This window comes from Chromobacterium sp. LK11 (assembly GCF_001043705.1).
GTDB classification, from domain to species: domain Bacteria; phylum Pseudomonadota; class Gammaproteobacteria; order Burkholderiales; family Chromobacteriaceae; genus Chromobacterium; species Chromobacterium alkanivorans.
In genome coordinates, this window is sequence record NZ_LDUR01000008.1 from 108,223 (window position 1) to 125,039 (window position 16,817).

Annotated in this window: 15 protein-coding genes; 11 read left to right on the forward strand and 4 right to left on the reverse strand. The window is 66.4% G+C overall.

Going from position 1 to position 16,817, the window contains the following annotated elements; genetic code table 11:
- Positions 1 to 18: 18 nt before the first annotated feature.
- The 4 genes from VK98_RS04485 to VK98_RS04500 all read left to right on the forward strand — a co-directional run bounded on the left by VK98_RS04485 (position 19) and on the right by VK98_RS04500 (position 3,227).
- Positions 19 to 294, forward strand: a complete 276-nt coding sequence (locus VK98_RS04485; protein ID WP_048412888.1) for a hypothetical protein — start codon at positions 19 to 21, stop codon at positions 292 to 294.
- A gap of 188 nt (positions 295 to 482) precedes the next feature.
- A complete protein-coding gene (locus tag VK98_RS23995; protein WP_048412889.1) occupies positions 483 to 674 on the forward strand; it encodes a hypothetical protein in 192 nt (63 codons plus the stop codon).
- Complete coding sequence (locus VK98_RS22665; protein ID WP_053077224.1) at positions 668 to 1,228, forward strand: GNAT family N-acetyltransferase; 561 nt, start codon at positions 668 to 670, stop codon at positions 1,226 to 1,228. Before VK98_RS23995 ends, VK98_RS22665 begins: the two co-directional genes overlap by 7 nt.
- Positions 1,229 to 1,352: 124 nt before the next feature.
- Positions 1,353 to 3,227, forward strand: a complete 1,875-nt coding sequence (locus VK98_RS04500; RefSeq protein WP_048412890.1) for a M3 family metallopeptidase — start codon at positions 1,353 to 1,355, stop codon at positions 3,225 to 3,227.
- Between the two features lie 311 nt (positions 3,228 to 3,538).
- On the opposite strand, the gene VK98_RS04505 is transcribed toward VK98_RS04500, so the two are convergent.
- From VK98_RS04505 to VK98_RS04515, 3 genes are all read right to left on the reverse strand, one after another.
- A complete protein-coding gene (locus VK98_RS04505; protein WP_048412891.1) occupies positions 3,539 to 4,099 on the reverse strand; it encodes a hypothetical protein in 561 nt (186 codons plus the stop codon).
- A gap of 67 nt (positions 4,100 to 4,166) precedes the next feature.
- Positions 4,167 to 5,036, reverse strand: coding sequence for a D-hexose-6-phosphate mutarotase (locus VK98_RS04510; RefSeq protein WP_048412892.1), 870 nt, complete (start codon positions 5,034 to 5,036; stop codon positions 4,167 to 4,169).
- A gap of 35 nt (positions 5,037 to 5,071) precedes the next feature.
- Entirely contained in the window at positions 5,072 to 5,488 is a 417-nt protein-coding gene (locus tag VK98_RS04515) for a DUF962 domain-containing protein (RefSeq protein ID WP_048412893.1), read from the reverse strand.
- Positions 5,489 to 5,644: 156 nt separating this feature from the next.
- Between VK98_RS04515 and hutC the strand changes: the two genes are divergently transcribed.
- From hutC to VK98_RS04550, 7 genes are all read left to right on the forward strand, one after another.
- Entirely contained in the window at positions 5,645 to 6,361 is a 717-nt protein-coding gene (hutC, locus tag VK98_RS04520; protein WP_048412894.1) for a histidine utilization repressor, read from the forward strand.
- A 230-nt stretch (positions 6,362 to 6,591) separates the two neighbouring features.
- Positions 6,592 to 7,839 carry an imidazolonepropionase gene (gene hutI, locus VK98_RS04525; protein WP_048412930.1) on the forward strand — a complete coding sequence of 416 codons (1,248 nt, stop codon included), beginning with the start codon at positions 6,592 to 6,594 and terminating at the stop codon, positions 7,837 to 7,839.
- Positions 7,840 to 7,854: 15 nt separating this feature from the next.
- Positions 7,855 to 8,778, forward strand: a complete 924-nt coding sequence (gene hutG, locus VK98_RS04530; protein WP_156187763.1) for a formimidoylglutamase — start codon at positions 7,855 to 7,857, stop codon at positions 8,776 to 8,778.
- Between the two features lie 75 nt (positions 8,779 to 8,853).
- The gene (gene hutU, locus VK98_RS04535; protein WP_048412896.1) at positions 8,854 to 10,527 is read left to right on the forward strand and encodes a urocanate hydratase; all 1,674 of its coding nucleotides are present in this window, start codon (positions 8,854 to 8,856) and stop codon (positions 10,525 to 10,527) included.
- 521 nt (positions 10,528 to 11,048) lie between these two features.
- Entirely contained in the window at positions 11,049 to 12,440 is a 1,392-nt protein-coding gene (locus tag VK98_RS04540; RefSeq protein ID WP_048412897.1) for an amino acid permease, read from the forward strand.
- Positions 12,441 to 12,588: 148 nt separating this feature from the next.
- On the forward strand, positions 12,589 to 14,118 hold the full coding sequence (hutH, locus tag VK98_RS04545) for a histidine ammonia-lyase (RefSeq protein WP_048412898.1): 1,530 nt from the start codon (positions 12,589 to 12,591) through the stop codon (positions 14,116 to 14,118).
- 193 nt (positions 14,119 to 14,311) lie between these two features.
- Positions 14,312 to 15,649: a Na+/H+ antiporter family protein gene (locus VK98_RS04550; RefSeq protein ID WP_048412899.1), complete on the forward strand. Its 1,338-nt coding sequence runs from the start codon at positions 14,312 to 14,314 to the stop codon at positions 15,647 to 15,649.
- Between the two features lie 200 nt (positions 15,650 to 15,849).
- Here the strand turns inward: VK98_RS04550 and VK98_RS04555 are convergent, their stop codons facing one another.
- On the reverse strand, positions 15,850 to 16,605 hold the full coding sequence (locus VK98_RS04555; RefSeq protein WP_048412900.1) for a BPSS1780 family membrane protein: 756 nt from the start codon (positions 16,603 to 16,605) through the stop codon (positions 15,850 to 15,852).
- Positions 16,606 to 16,817 lie beyond the last annotated feature (212 nt).

The following is a 16,817-nucleotide window of genomic DNA, read 5'->3' on the forward strand; positions in this document are numbered from 1 at the left end:
TTTGCAAGGAGGCGCGTGATGGCGCTCTATCTGGTTAGCGTGGTTTTCTTCGGTTCGGACATCTTGATCCGGCTGGCCCTGCGCGCGCGCTCCCGCGCCTGGGTGGGCGCGGCGCTGGCGGCCGGCCTGTTGCTGGCCTGGCTGCTGTATCCGATGTTGAGCGATTGGGCGCTGCCCTATATGCCGGACGAGCACGGCATGCAGCTTTACGCGGCGCTGGTGGGCCTGCAATTGGGGCTGACCGACGCGGCCATTTCCACCAGCCTGGCCCGTTATCTCGGCTGGTGGCGCTGAGCGTTGAGTCCCTTCGTTCATGTCAACTGGATGTTTGTCGCAGATTATGCTTGACGTCATGCCATCCCGGTAGCAGACTGCGCAGCGTCGCCAGGCCCCGCAAGCCCGGCGGCGCATGCCGGACGTCTTCCCGCTCCCCGCGGGCCAGCCGTCCATGATCTTTATCGTTCTTTACAGGTACCGCCGTCATGGCATCGTTCTTTATTCCCCTGTCGCCGCACTTGCTGCGCGACATTCTCGGCGACGAGCGCGTAGCGCCGGCCGATGGCCGATGGCTGAGCAGCCAGGCCCGACATCAAGACCAACACGTTCAAGACCAGCGTCTGGAGCTGGAACAACGCATTCATCGGCTGCGGCTGGAGAAGGGCGGCTTATGCTGAGCCCCTTGCTCTATAGTCGACGTCTGATGCTGCGCGATTTCCGCCCGGACGACCACGCCGCCTACGCGATGGCGCGCAGCGGCCGCGAGTTCGCCCGTCATTACCCGCCGGAAGAGGTGACGCCGGCGCGCAGCGGGCAGTTGCTGCTGCGTTTTCTGGAGCAGCAGCGCGACTCTCCCCGTCGCGGCTGGCAGCTGGCCATCGTGCGCGGCGAGGACAAGGCGCTGCTAGGCTCGGTGGGCCTGCGCGGCCTGGGGCGCGGCGGCGAAGCCAGTTTCGGCATCGAGCTGACGGAATCGGCCTGGGGCCAGGGCTACGCGCTGGAAGCGGCTCGGATGATGCTGGACTTCGGCTACCGCCAGCTGGGCTGGCACCGGATCTGGGCCGATTGCGCGCCCGGCAACATCGCCATGCTGCAATTGGCGCGGCGGCTGGGCTTCATGGTGCAGCCGCTGGGCGCGGAGCCGCGGCTGAGCCTGCTGCTGTCCGCGGTGCCGCCGCCGTTCTCCGGCCCGCGGCGGGAAGTGCTGCAATGGGCCGCCGCCAACGACTAGTCACGGACGCGGTCCGCGCTTGACCGGCGCGGAACGCGCGCGCACACTCAATGCAAATTTCATAAACAGACTGTCCAGGCCCGCCACAAGCGGCCTACGGACAGCGCAAAGGAGAGTCAGCAAGATGACAGCGATTGCCGAACTGCGCGCGGGCTTCGACCAGCTCAACCGCGATTACCTGGCGGTGCACAAGACCAAGGAAGACCTGTTCTGGGACACCTATATGGCGGTGTCCGACGACCACGACGGTTTCGCCCGCGCCGAGGCCGCCTACAAGGCCTTCATTTCCAGCCCGGAACGGCTGGCGGCGGTGCGCGCGGCGCTGGAGCGCCTGCAGGCGCAGCCGGCCGACGCCGAGCGCGACGCCTTGCTGCACGGTTACCAGGGTTGGCTGGCGCTGTTTGAAAGCAACATCATCGACAGCGCGGCGGCGCAGGAACAGATGCGCCGGCTGATCGAGATGGAGGCCGAGCTGTTCGCCAAGCGCCGCGATCTGTCGCTCAGCCACGTCAACGAGCGCGGCGAGCGCGAGGAGGCGACGCTGACCATGCTGAGCATCAATATGACCACCAACCCGGACGCCGCCGCGCGCAAAAGCTCGCACGACGCCTTGCTCGGCCTGGAGCGCTGGGTGCTGGACAACGGCTTCCTCGACATCGTCAAGCAGCGCAACGCGCTGGCGCGCAGCCTGGGCAGCGCCGATTATTTCGAGCACAAGGTGAGGAAGAACGAGCAGATGACGCCGCAGGCGCTGTTCGCCGTGCTGGACGATTTCGAGGCGCGCACCCGCGACGCCAACCAGGCCGCGCTGCGGCGGCTGGCCGAGGACAAGGGCGCGGACGCGCTGCTGCCGTACAATCTGCGCTTCCACATGAGCGGCGACGTCACCCGGCAGATGGACCCGTATCTGCCGTTCTCCAAGGCGGTGGAGCGCTGGGTGCTGAGCTTCCGCCGGTTGGGCGTGCAATACCGGCAGGCCACGATGCAACTGGACCTGGTGGAGCGCAAGGGCAAGTATCAGAACGGCTTCTGCCACGGGCCGGTGCCTAGCTTCTACGACGGCGGCCGCTGGGTGCCGGGCCGGATCAATTTCACCGCCGACGCCACGCCGGACCAGGTGGGCAGCGGCGCGCGCGCGATCAACACCCTGTTCCACGAAGGCGGCCACGCCGCCCACTTCGCCAATGTGGTCCAGAACGCGCCGTGCTTCTCCCAGGAGTTCGCGCCCACTTCGATGGCCTACGCCGAAACCCAGAGCATGTTCTGCGACAGCCTGCTGAACGACGCCGACTGGCTGAAGCGCTACGCGCGCAACGCCGCCGGCGAGGCGATGCCGGACGCGCTGATCCGCGCGCGCATCGAGGCGATCCAGCCTTTCTTCGCCTTCTCCGAGCGCTCCATCGCCGTGGTCGCCTACTTCGAACGCGAGCTGTACCGGTTGCCGGAGGCGGAGCTGACGCCGGAAACGGTGCTGGCGCTGGCGCGCCGCTGCGAGCGCGACATCCTGGGCGTGGACTGCGGCCCGCGGCCGCTGCTGGCGATTCCGCATTTGTTGAACCAGGAGTCGGCGGCGTCCTATCACGGCTATCTGCTGGCGCATATGGCGGTGTACCAGACCCGCGCCCATTTCCTGCGCGAATACGGCTATCTGACCGACAACCCGGCGATCGGCCCGCTGCTGGCCGAACATTACTGGGCGCCGGGCAACAGCCTGGACCACGACGCCACCCTGCTGAGCCTGACCGGCGAGCATTTCAACGCCCGTTACCTGGCCGAGGCCTGCAATCGCAGCGTGGACGAGGCCTGGCAAGAAGCGGAAGGGCAGATCGCCGCCGCGGCGGAGCGCGCATACGCGCAGGAATATCCGCAGCGGCTGGACGCGACGATACGGCTGGTGCACGGCGCCGAGCTGATCGCCGACAACGAGGCGGGAGAGGCGGAGATGTGCCGCCGTTTCGAAGCCTGGGTGAGGGAGCGTTATCCGGCCGCCGCGCACTAAGAGCGGCTAACAAAACTCCTGATGCTGCGTTGCGCCGACTTGCCGTACTCAAGTACTGCCTGCGTCGGCGCGCCTTGCCTCAGACGTGAAACTGACTTTTGTTAGCCGCTCTAAGAACCTGTTTACGATCTGCTGCGCGTCGGTAGAGAGATTGTGCGATGAGTGCCGTCTTCGAAATGCTCATGTACCACAAGCACATTCCGCTTTTTCGCTAGTTTTCGTCTTGTCTCGCTCTAGCTCGCGGGATCGCAAACAGGATCTTAAGAACGCGAAAACGGCAGCCCACGGGCTGCCGTTTTCTTTGTCGACGCTCAGGCCTGGCGGTAGATCAGCCGGCCCTCGAACAGCAATTCGCTGGCGTCCAGACGGGCGTCGCCGCTGGGCGGCGCGGCGCGCTCGAACACGAAGCGCTGGCCCTGGTATTCGATCCAGGCGTTGATAGGCTCGCCCTGGAAACGGCCCAACACTTCTTCGGAGCGGGTGACGAAGGCGTTGTCGGGCAGCACGAAGCCTTGCTGCGGCGCTTCCGTCGGGCCTTCCTCCAGCGCCCAGTTGTCGTCGCCGGGCGGTTGCGGATCGTTGCGGGTGGCCATGTGCAGCCACATGCGGAAGGCCCAGTGCGGCAGCAGCACGCGGTGCACGCGTTTGTCGTCGGTGATCACGCAACGCACCGGAAAGCCGGCGCCGCAGGACGGGCAGCGCGCCTGGGCCGCGAGGAAGATCTTGTCCTGCTGCTTGCTGGCGATGCCTTCCATATGCTCCGAGCCCACCATCGCGCGGCAGCTGGGGCAGTGTTTGCCGAAGCGGCGCACGCTGTTGCCGTTGGCAAAGGAAATCGGCAGGAAACGGGAAATCTTGTCGGGTCTGGCCATCGCTAGGGGTTCCGGAACTGAAAAACGCAGTCCGCCGGGCTGGACGCCGCGGCGGCTTCGGCCCTCATTATACCCCGGCCTCGGCGTGGAAGGGCTCCAGCGTCAGCCGGCAGGCCAGACGGTGGCTGGCGCCGGGCGCGAGTACCCGGGCATCGTCGCCGGCGTTGGCGGTTTCCACGCAGACAAAGTCAAGCCAGGCGGCGGCCGGCAAGTCGCCCAGCAGGGCCGTTTTCTCCGCCGCCGGGTTCCACACCACCACGCTGCCGGCGCCCTCGGCTGTGACGCGGATGCAACGTTTCCAGGCCGGATCGCGCAGCAAGGCGGGCCGTTCGCTGTAGACAATGCTGTCCACCTCGCCGTGGAAGCGGAATTCGCCGTCCGGCCAGCGGCTTTCGCGGCCGGCCACCTTGTCGTGGCAGCGCGCGCCGTCCAGGCCGGACAGCGAGGCCTGGCGCGCGTCGCCCACCGCCAGATAGCTGTGCAGCGCGGTGCTTAGCCGCTGAGGGCGGTCGCCGCGGTTGCGGGTGGTCAGCGCCGCTTCCACCGTCGCGCCCAGCCGGTATTCGATGTGCGCCGTCAGGCCGCTGTGCTCCGGGCCGGACAGTTTCACGTGGAACGCGCCGGCGTCTTCCCGGACCTCGTCCAGACGCCAGGCCTGGGTGCGCGCCACGCCGTGGGCCGGCTGCGCCGGCTCGTCCGGATGCGGGCCGAACCACGGCCAGCACAGCGGCACGCCGCCGCGTATCGCCTTGCCCGGCTGGTAGCGCGCCTGCGGCGACAAATACAGCAAGGGTTGCTGGCCGGCGGCGCGAAAACTGAGCAACTGGCCGCCCAGCAAGGAGATTTCCGCGTGGAAATCCGCCGCGGCGATCACGAGAATATCGACGCCGGGCGCGCGGCTGGACAGCGCGGCGGCGGGAGGCAGGGCGACGGACATGCGGGGCTTTCGGGCAAAAAGCCGATGATAGCGCGCTACAGCCAGCGGCGCAGCGTCCACAGCGGGCCTATCAGCAGGAATTGCAGATCGCGCAGGAAGGAGGGCTTTCTGCCCTCGATCGCGTGGCCGACGAATTGGCCGATCCAGGCGACGACGAACAGCGCCAGCGCGGGCAGGGCCAGCGGCAGGCCGGCGCGCGCCGCCGCTTCCAGCGCCAGCAACATGGGCAGGCACAGCGCCGCCATAGCCAGCGCCGCGGCGCGGCCCAGCCGCCAATAGAAGGCCAGGCCGGCGGCCACCGCCAGCCAGGCCGGGTTCAGCGGCGCCGGCACGCTGGCGAGCAGGCCCAGGAGCGCGAACACGATGGCCGGCACGCAGATTTTGTGGATGCGGATATTGACGGGATGGCGGTGACTGAGGTCATACTCTTGCAACCATTGCTCAAGCGTCATGTCAGGCCTCGCAAGCTGGCGACGGACTTTCATCTTGGCGCAGACGCCGGGCGGCGGCAATGCCCGCGGCCGGTTTTGTCTGCGCTGGATCAGGGGCTTGCGCGCCGCCTTGGGCTACAATCCTTTTGCCAACCGTTCAATCTCTGGGTTCCCAAGGTGTCATCGACAGCACAACCGCGTTATCTGCGCATCAAGGAATACATCCTCGAAGGCATCCGCTCCCGCCAGTTTCTGCCCGGCGGCAAGATTCCGCCCGAGCTGGAGTTGGCGCGTCAGTTCCAGGTGTCGCGCATGACCGTCAACAAGGCGGTGCGCGATCTGGCCGAGGCCGGCATCCTGCTGCGCTTCGCCGGCGACGGCACTTATGTGGCCGAGCGCAAGGCCGAGTCTCCGCTGCTGGACATCAACAACATCTCCGAGGAAATCGAGGCGCGCGGCCACCGCCACAGCGCCGACGTCTACGAACTCAAGGCCGTGCTCGCCACCGAGGACGTGGCCCTGCGGCTGGGGGTGAAGGAGGGCAGCGCGGTGTTCCGCTCCTTGATCGTGCACCGCGAGGACGACGTCGCCATCCAGCTGGAAGACCGCTACGTCAATCCCGCCTTCGCGCCGGACTATCTGGAACAGGATTTCAGCAGCCGCACCCCCAACGACTATCTGATGAAGAACTGCCCGCTGACCGACATCGAGCACAGCGTGGAGGCGGTGCTGCCCAGCGCGGCCGAGCAGGCGATGCTGGACATGACGGCGCGCGAGCCCTGCCTGTTGGTTTTGCGCCGCACCTGGTCGCACAAGAAGCTGGTCAGCTTCGCGCGGCTGACCCATCCGGGCTCGCGCTACAAGCTGCGCTCGCAAACCCGGGTCAAGCGCTGAGCGTCCGCGCGGCTTTCGTTGCGCGCTAATGTATATACAAATAAACGCTGAATTTTCGCGTTCAAACAAGCCGCCGCCGGGCGGCTTTTTTGTTGCCATGCAACATCAAGTGATTGGCCAGCAAGCCAATTCTGACCATTCCGCCTATTTACAAAAATCACGGCTTCGAACTTGACAGGCGGTTTAGTTAGGATTAATTGTATATACAAATGACCCGCAACGAGCCCACCATGAGTCAAGCCGAAACGGATCGCCGCAGCCTGTGGATCAACGCCAGGCTGGCGACGATGGACCCGAGCCGCCCGACGCCTTACGGCGCGCTGGAAGGCCATGCGCTATTGCTGGAAGCCGGCCGCATCGTCGCGCTGCCGCCGGCTGCGGACATCGATCCCGCCGGCTTCGACGGCGCGGTGATCGACGCCAAGGGCGCCTGGATCACCCCCGGCTTCATCGATTGTCACACCCACCTGGTTTACGGCGGCAACCGCGCCGCCGAATGGGAAAAACGCCTCAACGGCGTGCCCTATCAGCAGATCGCTGCCGAGGGCGGCGGCATCGTCTCCACCGTGCGCGCCACCCGGGCGCTGGACGAGGCCGGCCTGGCCGCCGCCGCCAAGCCGCGGCTGCGCGCGCTGATGGCCGAGGGCGTGACCACGGTGGAAATCAAGTCCGGCTACGGCTTGAGCCTGGACGACGAACTCAAGCAACTGCGCGCGGCGCGGCGCTTGCGGGACGAATTGCCGGTGGAGGTGTCCGCCACCTTGCTGGCCGCCCACGCGCTGCCGCCGGAATTCGCCGGCCGCGCCGACGCCTACATCGACCACATCGTCGACGTCATCCTGCCGGCCGCCGCGAGCGCCGGCCTGGCCGAGGCGGTGGACGCCTTCTGCGAAAGCGTGGGCTTCAGCCCGGCGCAGACCCGCCGCGTGTTCGAGGCGGCGCGCGCGCACGGCCTCGAGGTCAAGGGCCATGTCGAGCAGCTGTCCAATTTGCACGGCGCCGAGCTGGTGGCCGAATTCGGCGGCTGGTCCGCCGATCACGTCGAATATCTGGACGCCGCCGGCGTGGCCGCGCTGAAGGCCGCCGGCACCGTGGCGGTGCTGCTGCCGGGCGCTTTCTACTTCCTGCGCGAAACCCAAAAGCCGCCGGTGGAATTGCTGCGCGCCGCCGGCGTGCCGATGGCGGTGTCCACCGATCTCAATCCCGGCACCAGCCCGTTCGCCTCCATCCGGCTGGCGATGAACCAGGCCTGCGTCTTGTTCGGCCTGACCCCGGAAGAGGCGCTGGCGGGCGTCACCCGCCACGCGGCTCAGGCCTTGGGCCGCGGCGGCAGCCACGGCCGGCTGGCCGCCGGCCATGTCGCCGACTTGTTGGTATGGGACATCGATTCGCCGGCCGAGATCGTCTACGGCCTGGGCGACAACCCTTTGCGCCAGCGCGTGTTTCGCGGCGTGGCGCAGCATATGAAAGGCTGTTGAAGCATGAGCGTGGACATGAGTGTTTGGAGCGGCCGGGTCGACGCCGGCGAAGGCGATCTGGCGCGGCGCTGGCATCAGCTGGCGCGGCCCTACGCCGCCGGGCTGGAGCCGGGCGTGGGCATCGTCGGCTTCGCCTGCGACGAGGGCGTGCGCCGCAATCAGGGCCGCGTCGGCGCCGCCGCCGGCCCGACGGCGATCCGCAAGGCGCTGGCCAATCTGGCCTGGCACCAGGCGCTGCCCTTGTGCGACGCCGGCGACGTGGCCTGCGCCGACGGCGATCTGGACGCCGCGCAGGCGCGGCTGGGCGAACAAGTGCGCCGGCTGCGCGCCGACGGCCATTTCCCGCTGGTGCTGGGCGGCGGCCACGAAACCGCCTACGGCACCTGGCGCGGCCTGGCGGCGGCGCACCCGGACAAGGTGATAGGCATCGTCAATTTCGACGCCCACTTCGATATCCGCGAAGCGGAGGAGGCCACCTCCGGCACCCCGTTCGCCCAGATCGCCGCCGATTGCGCGCAGGCCGGCCGGCCCTTCCATTATCTGTGCCTGGGCGTGGCCGAACCGTCCAACACCCAGGCGCTGTTCGCCCGCGCCCGCGCGCTCGGCGTCAAGTGGACGCTGGACAGCGACATGACGCTGGACGCCTTGTCCGCGGTGCGCGGCGCGATGATGGCCTTCGTCGATCAGGTGGACATCGTCTACCTGACCATAGACCTGGATGTTTTGCCCGCCAGCGTGATGCCGGCGGTTTCCGCCCCCGCCGCCATGGGGGTGGCGCTGCCCGTGGTCGAGGCCCTGGTCCGGCGTCTGGCCGAAAGCGGCAAATTGGCGGCCGCCGACCTGGTGGAACTGAACCCGGCCTTCGACATCGACAGCCACGGCGCCAAGACCGCCGCCCGGCTGGCGTGGAGCATAGGCCGGCACCTGAAACAGCCCTGAACCCGTTCACAGCGATAGCGTCATTCCCCGCCCGCCGGGCCACAACCGGCGGCGGGTTTACAAAGGAGAACACCGATGTCCGACCCGCGTTTTGATCCGACCCGCCACATCCGCGCGCCGCGCGGCAGCGAATTGACTTGCAAGAGCTGGCTGACCGAGGCCGCCTACCGCATGATCCAGAACAATCTGGACGCGGAAGTGGCCGAGCACCCGCAAAGCCTGGTGGTGTACGGCGGCATCGGCCGCGCCGCCCGCGACTGGAAGTGCTACGACACCATCCTCGACGTGCTCAAGCGCCTGGAGGACGACGAAACCCTGCTGGTGCAGTCCGGCAAGCCGGTGGGCGTGTTCAAGACCCACGCCGACGCGCCGCGGGTGTTGATCGCCAACTCCAATCTGGTGCCGCACTGGGCCAACTGGGAGCACTTCAACGAGCTGGATAAGAAGGGCCTGATGATGTACGGCCAGATGACGGCCGGCTCCTGGATCTACATCGGCTCGCAAGGCATCGTGCAGGGGACTTACGAAACCTTCTTCGCCGTCGCCAACCAGCATTTCGACGGCAAGCCGCAAGGCCGCTGGATCCTGACCGGCGGCCTGGGCGGCATGGGCGGCGCCCAGCCGCTGGCCGCCACCATGGCCGGCTTCAGCATGATCGCCGTCGAATGCGACGAAACCCGCATCGATTTCCGCCTGAAAACCCGTTACGTGGACCGCAAGGCCAAGACCCTGGACGAGGCGCTGGCCATCATTGATGAAGCCAAGCACAGCGGCAAGGCGGTGTCGGTGGGCCTGCTGGGCAACGCCGCCGACGTGTTCGCGGAACTGGTTGAGCGCGGCATCACCCCGGACGTGGTCACCGACCAGACCTCGGCCCACGACCCGGTGCACGGCTATCTGCCGCAGGGCTGGACCGTGGAGCAATGGCGCGCCAAGCAGAAGACTTCCGCCGCCGAGATCACCGCCGCCGCCAAGCAATCGATGGCGGTGCAGGTGCGCGCGATGCTGGCTCTGCAGCAGCGCGGCGCCGCCACGCTGGACTACGGCAACAACATCCGCCAGATGGCGCTGGAAGAGGGCGTGGCCAACGCCTTCGACTTCCCCGGCTTCGTGCCCGCCTATGTGCGTCCGCTGTTCTGCGAAGGCATCGGCCCCTTCCGCTGGGTGGCGTTGTCCGGCGATCCGGAAGACATCTACAAGACCGATCAGAAGGTCAAGGAACTGATCCCGGACGATCCGCACCTGCACAACTGGTTGGACATGGCCAGGGAGCGCATCAGCTTCCAGGGCCTGCCGGCGCGCATCTGCTGGGTGGGCCTGAAAGACCGCGCCCGCCTGGGCCTGGCCTTCAACGAGATGGTCAAGAACGGCGAACTGAAAGCGCCTATCGTGATTGGCCGCGACCACCTGGATTCCGGCTCGGTGGCTTCGCCCAACCGTGAAACCGAAAGCATGAAGGACGGCTCCGACGCGGTGTCCGACTGGCCGCTGCTGAACGCCTTGCTCAACACCGCCGGCGGCGCCACCTGGGTGTCGCTGCATCACGGCGGCGGCGTGGGCATGGGCTTCTCCCAGCACTCCGGCGTGGTCATCGTCTGCGACGGCAGCGAGGCCGCGGCCAAGCGCGTCGGCCGGGTGTTGCGCAACGATCCGGGCACCGGCGTGATGCGTCACGCCGACGCCGGCTACGAGATCGCCGAGAACTGCGCGCGGGAGCAGGGCCTGGACCTGCCGATGCTGAAGCGCTGAGAACCCGTCTACGATCAGCTGCGCGTCGGCAGGATAGATGGAAAAGGGCGTTGAAAGCCGCTTCAGAATGCTCATGTGCCGTATGACCATTCCGTGTCTTCAGCCGCAACGCCTCGTCTCGCTCTAGCTCGCAAGATCGTAAACAGGTTCTAAATGTAGGAACGCCGCCGCGCTCACGCCGGCGGCGACTGGCGGCGGTCGGGAAGGCCCGGCTGCCGTGGCTCCGCACGACAAGCTTGTACAAATAAGCGGCGGGGTTGCTTATCGTCTTGCAAAGGAAAAAACGGTCAGGCTGTTCTTGCGCGTTCGCTGAGACGCGCCGGCGCGTTCGCGCCCGCTGTCCACATGGTTTCGTCATGACCTGCGGCTGATTCCGCGTCTTGGTCTTGTCGTCCGTCCACGCTGGCTCTACAGTTTGCCGGCGCTGGGTTGCGCAATGAAACATGTCGGGCCGCGGGACGCGGCGTAGCGGGCGCATCCGCGTTCGGCCGGCAAGCGCAGCCATGGCCAGGAGGAGAGAGATGCAGACACAAACACTGACGCGCGGCTTGTCCGCCCGTCACATCCGTTTCATGGCGCTGGGCTCGGCCATCGGCACCGGCTTGTTCTACGGTTCGGCGGCGGCGATACAGATGGCCGGTCCGGCGGTATTGCTGGCTTATCTGATCGGCGGCGCCGCCGTCTACATGGTGATGCGCGCGCTGGGCGAGATGGCGGTGCACAACCCGGTGGCCGGTTCCTTCGGCCATTACGCCACCAGCTATCTGGGCCCCTTGGCCGGCGTCATCACCGGCTGGACCTACGCTTTCGAGATGATCATCGTCTGCCTGGCCGACGTGACCGCCTTCGGCATCTATATGAGCTTGTGGTTTCCGGAAGTGGACCGCTGGGTCTGGGTGCTGAGCATCATCTTCTTCATCGGCGCCTTGAACCTGTGCAGCGTCAAGGTGTTTGGCGAAATGGAGTTCTGGCTGTCCATCGTCAAGGTGGGGGCCATCGTCGCGATGATCATCGGCGGCGTGGCCATCATCCTGTTCGGCTTCGGCAGCGCCGAGGCCAGCGGCCTGCATCATTTGTGGTCGCACGGCGGTTTCATGCCCAATGGCTGGGGCGGGGTGGTCGCCTCGCTGGCGGTGGTGATGTTCGCCTTCGGCGGCATCGAGATCATCGGCATTTCCGCCGGCGAGGCGCAGGATCCGCAGCGCACCATCCCGCGCGCGATCAACGCGGTGCCGGTGCGCATCCTCTTGTTCTACGTGCTGACGCTGACGGTGCTGATGTCCATCTTCCCGTGGCCGCAGATCGGCAGCCAGGGCAGCCCCTTCGTGCAGATTTTCGAAAGTCTGGGCATTCCCGCCGCCGCCCACATTCTCAACGCGGTGGTGATCTCGGCGGCGATCTCGGCGATCAACAGCGACATCTTCGGCGCCGGCCGCATGCTGTACGGCATGGCGCGCCAGGGCCAGGCGCCGCAGAGCTTCGCCAAGCTGTCGGCCAACGGCGTGCCGTGGATGACGGTGCTGGTGATGGCGGCCGCGCTGTTGCTGGGCGTGGTGCTCAACTACCTGATGCCCAAGGATGTGTTCCTGCTGATCGCCTCCATCGCCACCTTCGCCACGGTGTGGGTGTGGCTGATGATCTTGCTGTCTCAGGTGGCGATGCGCCGCCGGATGAGCAAGGAGCAGGCGGCGGAGCTGAAATTCCCGGTGCCGTTCTGGCCGTACGCGCCGCTGGCGGCGATAGGCTTCATGTTGTTCGTGATCGGCGTGCTCGGCTATTTCGAAGACACCCGCTCCGCGCTGCTGGTGGGCATGGTGTGGGTGGCGCTGGTGGTGGCCGGCCATTTCCTGTGGAGCCGGGTGCTGGCGCCCAACGCGGAAGCGCAGGCCCAGACCCAGCGCGACGCGGCGTGAGGGCGGCGCGCGCTTAAGTTGTCATTCTGTCCGGCGGGCGCAGATCCGCCGGCAAATTCCAGCCGTTCGCCGATGGGGCGCGACACAACAATTCCAGCCCCCATCGCCGCGACCGGCGCTGCAAACGCTTTAGAAGGAGAATCTCAAGATGGTATTGAACATTGTTCCCGGCACGCTCAGCCTGGCCGAGCTGCGCCGCGTTTCACGTGAAACCGATTTGCAACTGCAACTGGACCCGTCCAGCCACGCCGCCATCGACGCCTCCGCCGCCACCGTGGCGCGGGTGCTGTCCGAGGGTCGCACCGCTTACGGCATCAACACCGGTTTCGGCCTGCTGGCCAATACCCGCATCGCGCCGGAAGAGCTGGAGCTGCTGCAACGCTCCATCGTGCTGTCCCACGCCGCCGGCATCGGCGCGCCGATGGACGAATCCACCGTGCGCCTGGTGATGGCCTTGAAGATCAACTCGCTGGCGCGCGGTTTCTCCGGCATCCGCCGGCTGGTGATCGAGGCGCTGATCACCCTGTTCAACCAGCGCATCTACCCGGTGATCCCGCAGAAGGGCTCGGTGGGCGCGTCCGGCGACCTGGCGCCGCTGTCGCATATGAGCGCGGTGCTGATCGGCGAGGGCGAAGCCTTCGTCAACGGCACTCGCGTGCCGGGCGCGGTGGCGATGCGCTCCGCCGGCCTGGAGCCTATCACCCTGGCGCCCAAGGAAGGCCTGGCCTTGCTCAACGGCACCCAGGCGTCCACCGCCTTCGCGCTGGAAGGCCTGTTCGCCGCGGAAGACCTGTACGCCTCGGCCTCGGTGGCCGGCGCGCTGTCGGTGGAAGCCGCGCTGGGCAGCCGCACCCCGTTCGACGAGCGCATCCACGCGGTGCGCGGCCACGCCGGCCAGATCGACGCCGCCCGCATCTACCGCAGCTTGCTGGAGCATAGCGAGATCGAAGGTTCGCACGAGAACTGCGGCAAGGTGCAGGACCCGTATTCGCTGCGCTGCCAGCCGCAAGTGATGGGCGCCTGCCTGACCCAGATCCGCCAAGCCGCCGCGGTGCTGGTGGTGGAGGCCAACTCGGTGTCCGACAACCCGCTGGTGTTCGCCGCCGACAACGACATCCTGTCCGGCGGCAATTTCCACGCCGAGCCGGTGGCCTTCGCCGCCGACAACCTGGCCTTGGCGCTGGCCGAAATCGGCTCGCTGTCCGAGCGCCGGATGGCGTTGCTGATCGACAGCAACCTGTCCAAGCTGCCGCCCTTCCTAGTCAACAACGGCGGGGTCAACTCCGGCTTCATGATCGCCCAGGTCACCGGCGCGGCCTTGGCTTCGGAAAACAAATCGCTGGCGCATCCAGCCTCGGTGGACAGCCTGCCCACCTCGGCCAACCAGGAAGACCATGTGTCGATGGCCACCTTCGCCGGCCGCCGCCTGCGCGACATGGCCGGCAACACCGCCGGCATCCTGGCGGTGGAATTGCTGGCCGCCTGCCAGGGCGTGGACTTCCGCGCGCCGCACAAGACTTCGGCCAAGCTGGAAGCGGCCAAGGCCGAGCTGCGCGAGCAGGTGAGCTTCTACGACAAGGACCGCTACTTCGCGCCGGACATCGAAAAAGCCGCCGCGCTGGTGGCCAGCGGTTCCTACAACCGCTTCGTCGAGGCCGGCCTGCTGCCGTCGCTGTAAGCGCGTGATCGCCAGCCGTCTTCGCATGGAGGCGGCTGGCGTTTTGGCATCCGCGAGTTGGGTTTGATGCGCGGACCAGAATGAAGAACCAGCAGGCAATGATCTGCGGAGTTCGGGGATAGGAACCCGGCGATGCCGGGACGCCAAACTATCGATGAGCTCGCCATTGACGAGCGCCGACGAGGAGATTCCCATGAACGCCGTGGTATTAGCCGTATTGGTCATGATGGCCTTGAGCCTGTCACGGGTGCCGGTGGTTTTGGCCCTGATTCTTTCCGCCGCCATTGGCGGCATTTACGCAGGCATGTCGCCAGAGGCGGTGGTGCGGGCGTTCAACGGGGGCTTGGGCGCCGGCGCGCCGGTGGCGCTGGCCTACGCCACCCTGGGCGCTTTCGCCATTGCGCTGTCGCGCACCGGCATTGTGCAAGGCCTGTCGGGCCGGATTGTCGGCTACATCCAGCACGGAGGACACTCGGAGCGCATGCTGCGGGTGGTCAAGTGGAGTTTGCTGGCTTGCCTGGTGTTGGCCGGCTTCGCCTCGGGCACCGTCATTCCGGTGCATATCGCCTTCATCCCCATCCTGGTGCCGCCCTTGTTGCTGGTGATGAACCGGTTGCAGCTGGACCGGCGCGCGGTGGCCTGCGCCATCACCTTTTCCATTACCGTGATGTATATGACGATGCCGATCGGCTTCGGCGCCATCTTCCTCAACGACATCCTGGTGGGAAACATCAACAAGGCCGGCGCGGCCAGCGGCTTCCAGGTTGCTTTGAGTGCCGCGCCGCAGGCCATGCTGATTCCGGCCGCCGGCATGGTGTTTGGTCTGGCGCTGGCCTTGTTGTTCAGTTATCGGCGGCGGCGCAGCTACCAGGAAGTCGCCGTGGCCGGAGGCGAGCGCGTCAGCGTCAAATTGGGTCTTTGGCAGCGGCTGTCCATCGGCGCGGCCTTGCTGCTGTCCTTGCTGGCGCAGCTGTGGACCGGTTCCATGGTATTTGGAGGCCTGGTGGGTTTTGCCTTGATCTCCGGGTCCGGAGTGATGCGCTGGACCGAACTGGACAGCCACTTCACCCAGGGCATGCGCCTGATGGCCCAGGTGGGTTTCATCATGATCGCAGCGGCGGGCTTCGCCAGCGTGATGAACGCCAGCGGCGATGTCCAGTCGCTGGTGAGCTCGTCGGTGGCCTTGATCGGCGACAACCGCGGGCTGGCCGCTTTCATGATGTTGCTGGTGGGCCTGCTGATCACCATGGGCATAGGCTCGTCCTTCTCCACCGTCCCCATCATCGCGTCCATCTATGTGCCGCTGGCCCTGGGCTTCGGGTTTTCCGAACTGGCCATCGTCTCGCTGGTCGGCACCGCCGCCGCCTTGGGCGACGCCGGCTCGCCGGCGTCGGATTCCACTTTGGGGCCGACCGCCGGTTTGAACGCAGACGGCCAGCATGACCATATGTGGGGCACGGTGGTGCCCACCTTCCTGCATTTCAACCTGCCCTTGCTGGGCTTTGGCTGGATCGCCGCGATGTTGCTGTGAGCGGGAATGAAAAAGCCCCGCTGAGCGGGGCTTGATTGAAGAGGCGGGCCGGGCTTAGAGCCAGCTCAAAGTCTCGCGAACTAGGGCGAGACAAGGCGAAAACAGCTGAGGAAGCGGAATGGTCAAGTGGTACATGAGCATTTCGAAGCTGTGCTCACCGTGCCACGTCTCACGACGCGCAGCGGACTTTGAACAGGTTCTTAAAACACCACCGGCTCGTCCGGACGCGCCGGCGCCGCGGATTGGCCGAAGATATCCTTCCAGCCGGTGTAAGCGGTCACGTACAGCACCGGGAACCACAGCAACAGGCCCAGGCCCAGCGGAATCATCGCGATGAAGGCCAGCACCGCCAGCATCAGGCCGCTGACCAGCACCGCGCCCCAGTTGGCGAGGCCGGCTTGCAAGCTGGTGCGGATCGCCTGCCACGGTCCGGCCTGGTTCAGCGTCACCAGCGCCGGCGCGAACCAGTAAGCCAGGCTGACCAGGAAGATGGCTACGCCGCCGATGAAGGCGGCCAGCGCGATAGGACCGGCGATCACCGGGATCGCGTTGGGGTCGCTCTTGGCCACGCTCACGCCCATCGCGCCCATCAACAGGCCAAGCGCCACGCCGATGACGATCAGGATGGCCAGGTAGAGCATGCCCACATTGATCAGCGGCCTCAGCGCGATCTTGAAGCCGGCGAACAGATCGCCCAGCTCCAGCTCCGATCCCTGCTCGCATTTTTTCGCCGCCAGAATGAAGCCGGCGGCGAACACTGGCGCCAAGAAGAAGGACAGCGGGCCGCCCAGCAGCGGAATCATGCTGATGATGAAGTTGATCACCAGATAGGCCAGCGCCAGCAGAATCCAGGTCAGCGGCTGCTGGCGGACGATGTAGAACGCTTCCACGATCCAGCGCCAGCCGCGGCTGAACGCGACTTTGCGCGGCATGGGCAGCGCGTCGAATGATTGCATCGAGATCTCCAAAAAGGTTGTGGCAATCGAGCCGGCGGCGCTTGACCGCGCCGGCCGGCTCCTGTCGTTGCGGCGTTTGCGCAGCAAAAAGATAGAGCCAGACTGACAGCGATTTGCGTCGCGGGTTTCCCTGCTGGCGTGTCCGTTGCGCATTCTGCCCATTTGTCATCAGCGGAACCCGGTGCGGAATCGCCTGCAGGCTTTTGATTCAA

What these genes read in the sequence shown, in the direction of transcription:
- VK98_RS04500 (WP_048412890.1), top strand. Translation starts at nt 1,353, where the DNA reads ATGACAGCGATTGCCGAACTGCGCGCGGGCTTCGACCAGCTCAACCGC.
- VK98_RS04485 (WP_048412888.1), top strand. Translation starts at nt 19, where the DNA reads ATGGCGCTCTATCTGGTTAGCGTGGTTTTCTTCGGTTCGGACATCTTG.
- hutU (WP_048412896.1), top strand. Translation starts at nt 8,854, where the DNA reads ATGTCCGACCCGCGTTTTGATCCGACCCGCCACATCCGCGCGCCGCGC.
- hutG (WP_156187763.1), top strand. Translation starts at nt 7,855, where the DNA reads ATGAGTGTTTGGAGCGGCCGGGTCGACGCCGGCGAAGGCGATCTGGCG.
- VK98_RS04550 (WP_048412899.1), top strand. Translation starts at nt 14,312, where the DNA reads ATGAACGCCGTGGTATTAGCCGTATTGGTCATGATGGCCTTGAGCCTG.
- VK98_RS22665 (WP_053077224.1), top strand. Translation starts at nt 668, where the DNA reads ATGCTGAGCCCCTTGCTCTATAGTCGACGTCTGATGCTGCGCGATTTC.
- VK98_RS04510 (WP_048412892.1), bottom strand. Translation starts at nt 5,036, where the DNA reads ATGTCCGTCGCCCTGCCTCCCGCCGCCGCGCTGTCCAGCCGCGCGCCC.
- VK98_RS04540 (WP_048412897.1), top strand. Translation starts at nt 11,049, where the DNA reads ATGCAGACACAAACACTGACGCGCGGCTTGTCCGCCCGTCACATCCGT.
- hutI (WP_048412930.1), top strand. Translation starts at nt 6,592, where the DNA reads ATGAGTCAAGCCGAAACGGATCGCCGCAGCCTGTGGATCAACGCCAGG.
- VK98_RS23995 (WP_048412889.1), top strand. Translation starts at nt 483, where the DNA reads ATGGCATCGTTCTTTATTCCCCTGTCGCCGCACTTGCTGCGCGACATT.
- VK98_RS04555 (WP_048412900.1), bottom strand. Translation starts at nt 16,605, where the DNA reads ATGCAATCATTCGACGCGCTGCCCATGCCGCGCAAAGTCGCGTTCAGC.
- VK98_RS04505 (WP_048412891.1), bottom strand. Translation starts at nt 4,099, where the DNA reads ATGGCCAGACCCGACAAGATTTCCCGTTTCCTGCCGATTTCCTTTGCC.
- VK98_RS04515 (WP_048412893.1), bottom strand. Translation starts at nt 5,488, where the DNA reads ATGACGCTTGAGCAATGGTTGCAAGAGTATGACCTCAGTCACCGCCAT.
- hutH (WP_048412898.1), top strand. Translation starts at nt 12,589, where the DNA reads ATGGTATTGAACATTGTTCCCGGCACGCTCAGCCTGGCCGAGCTGCGC.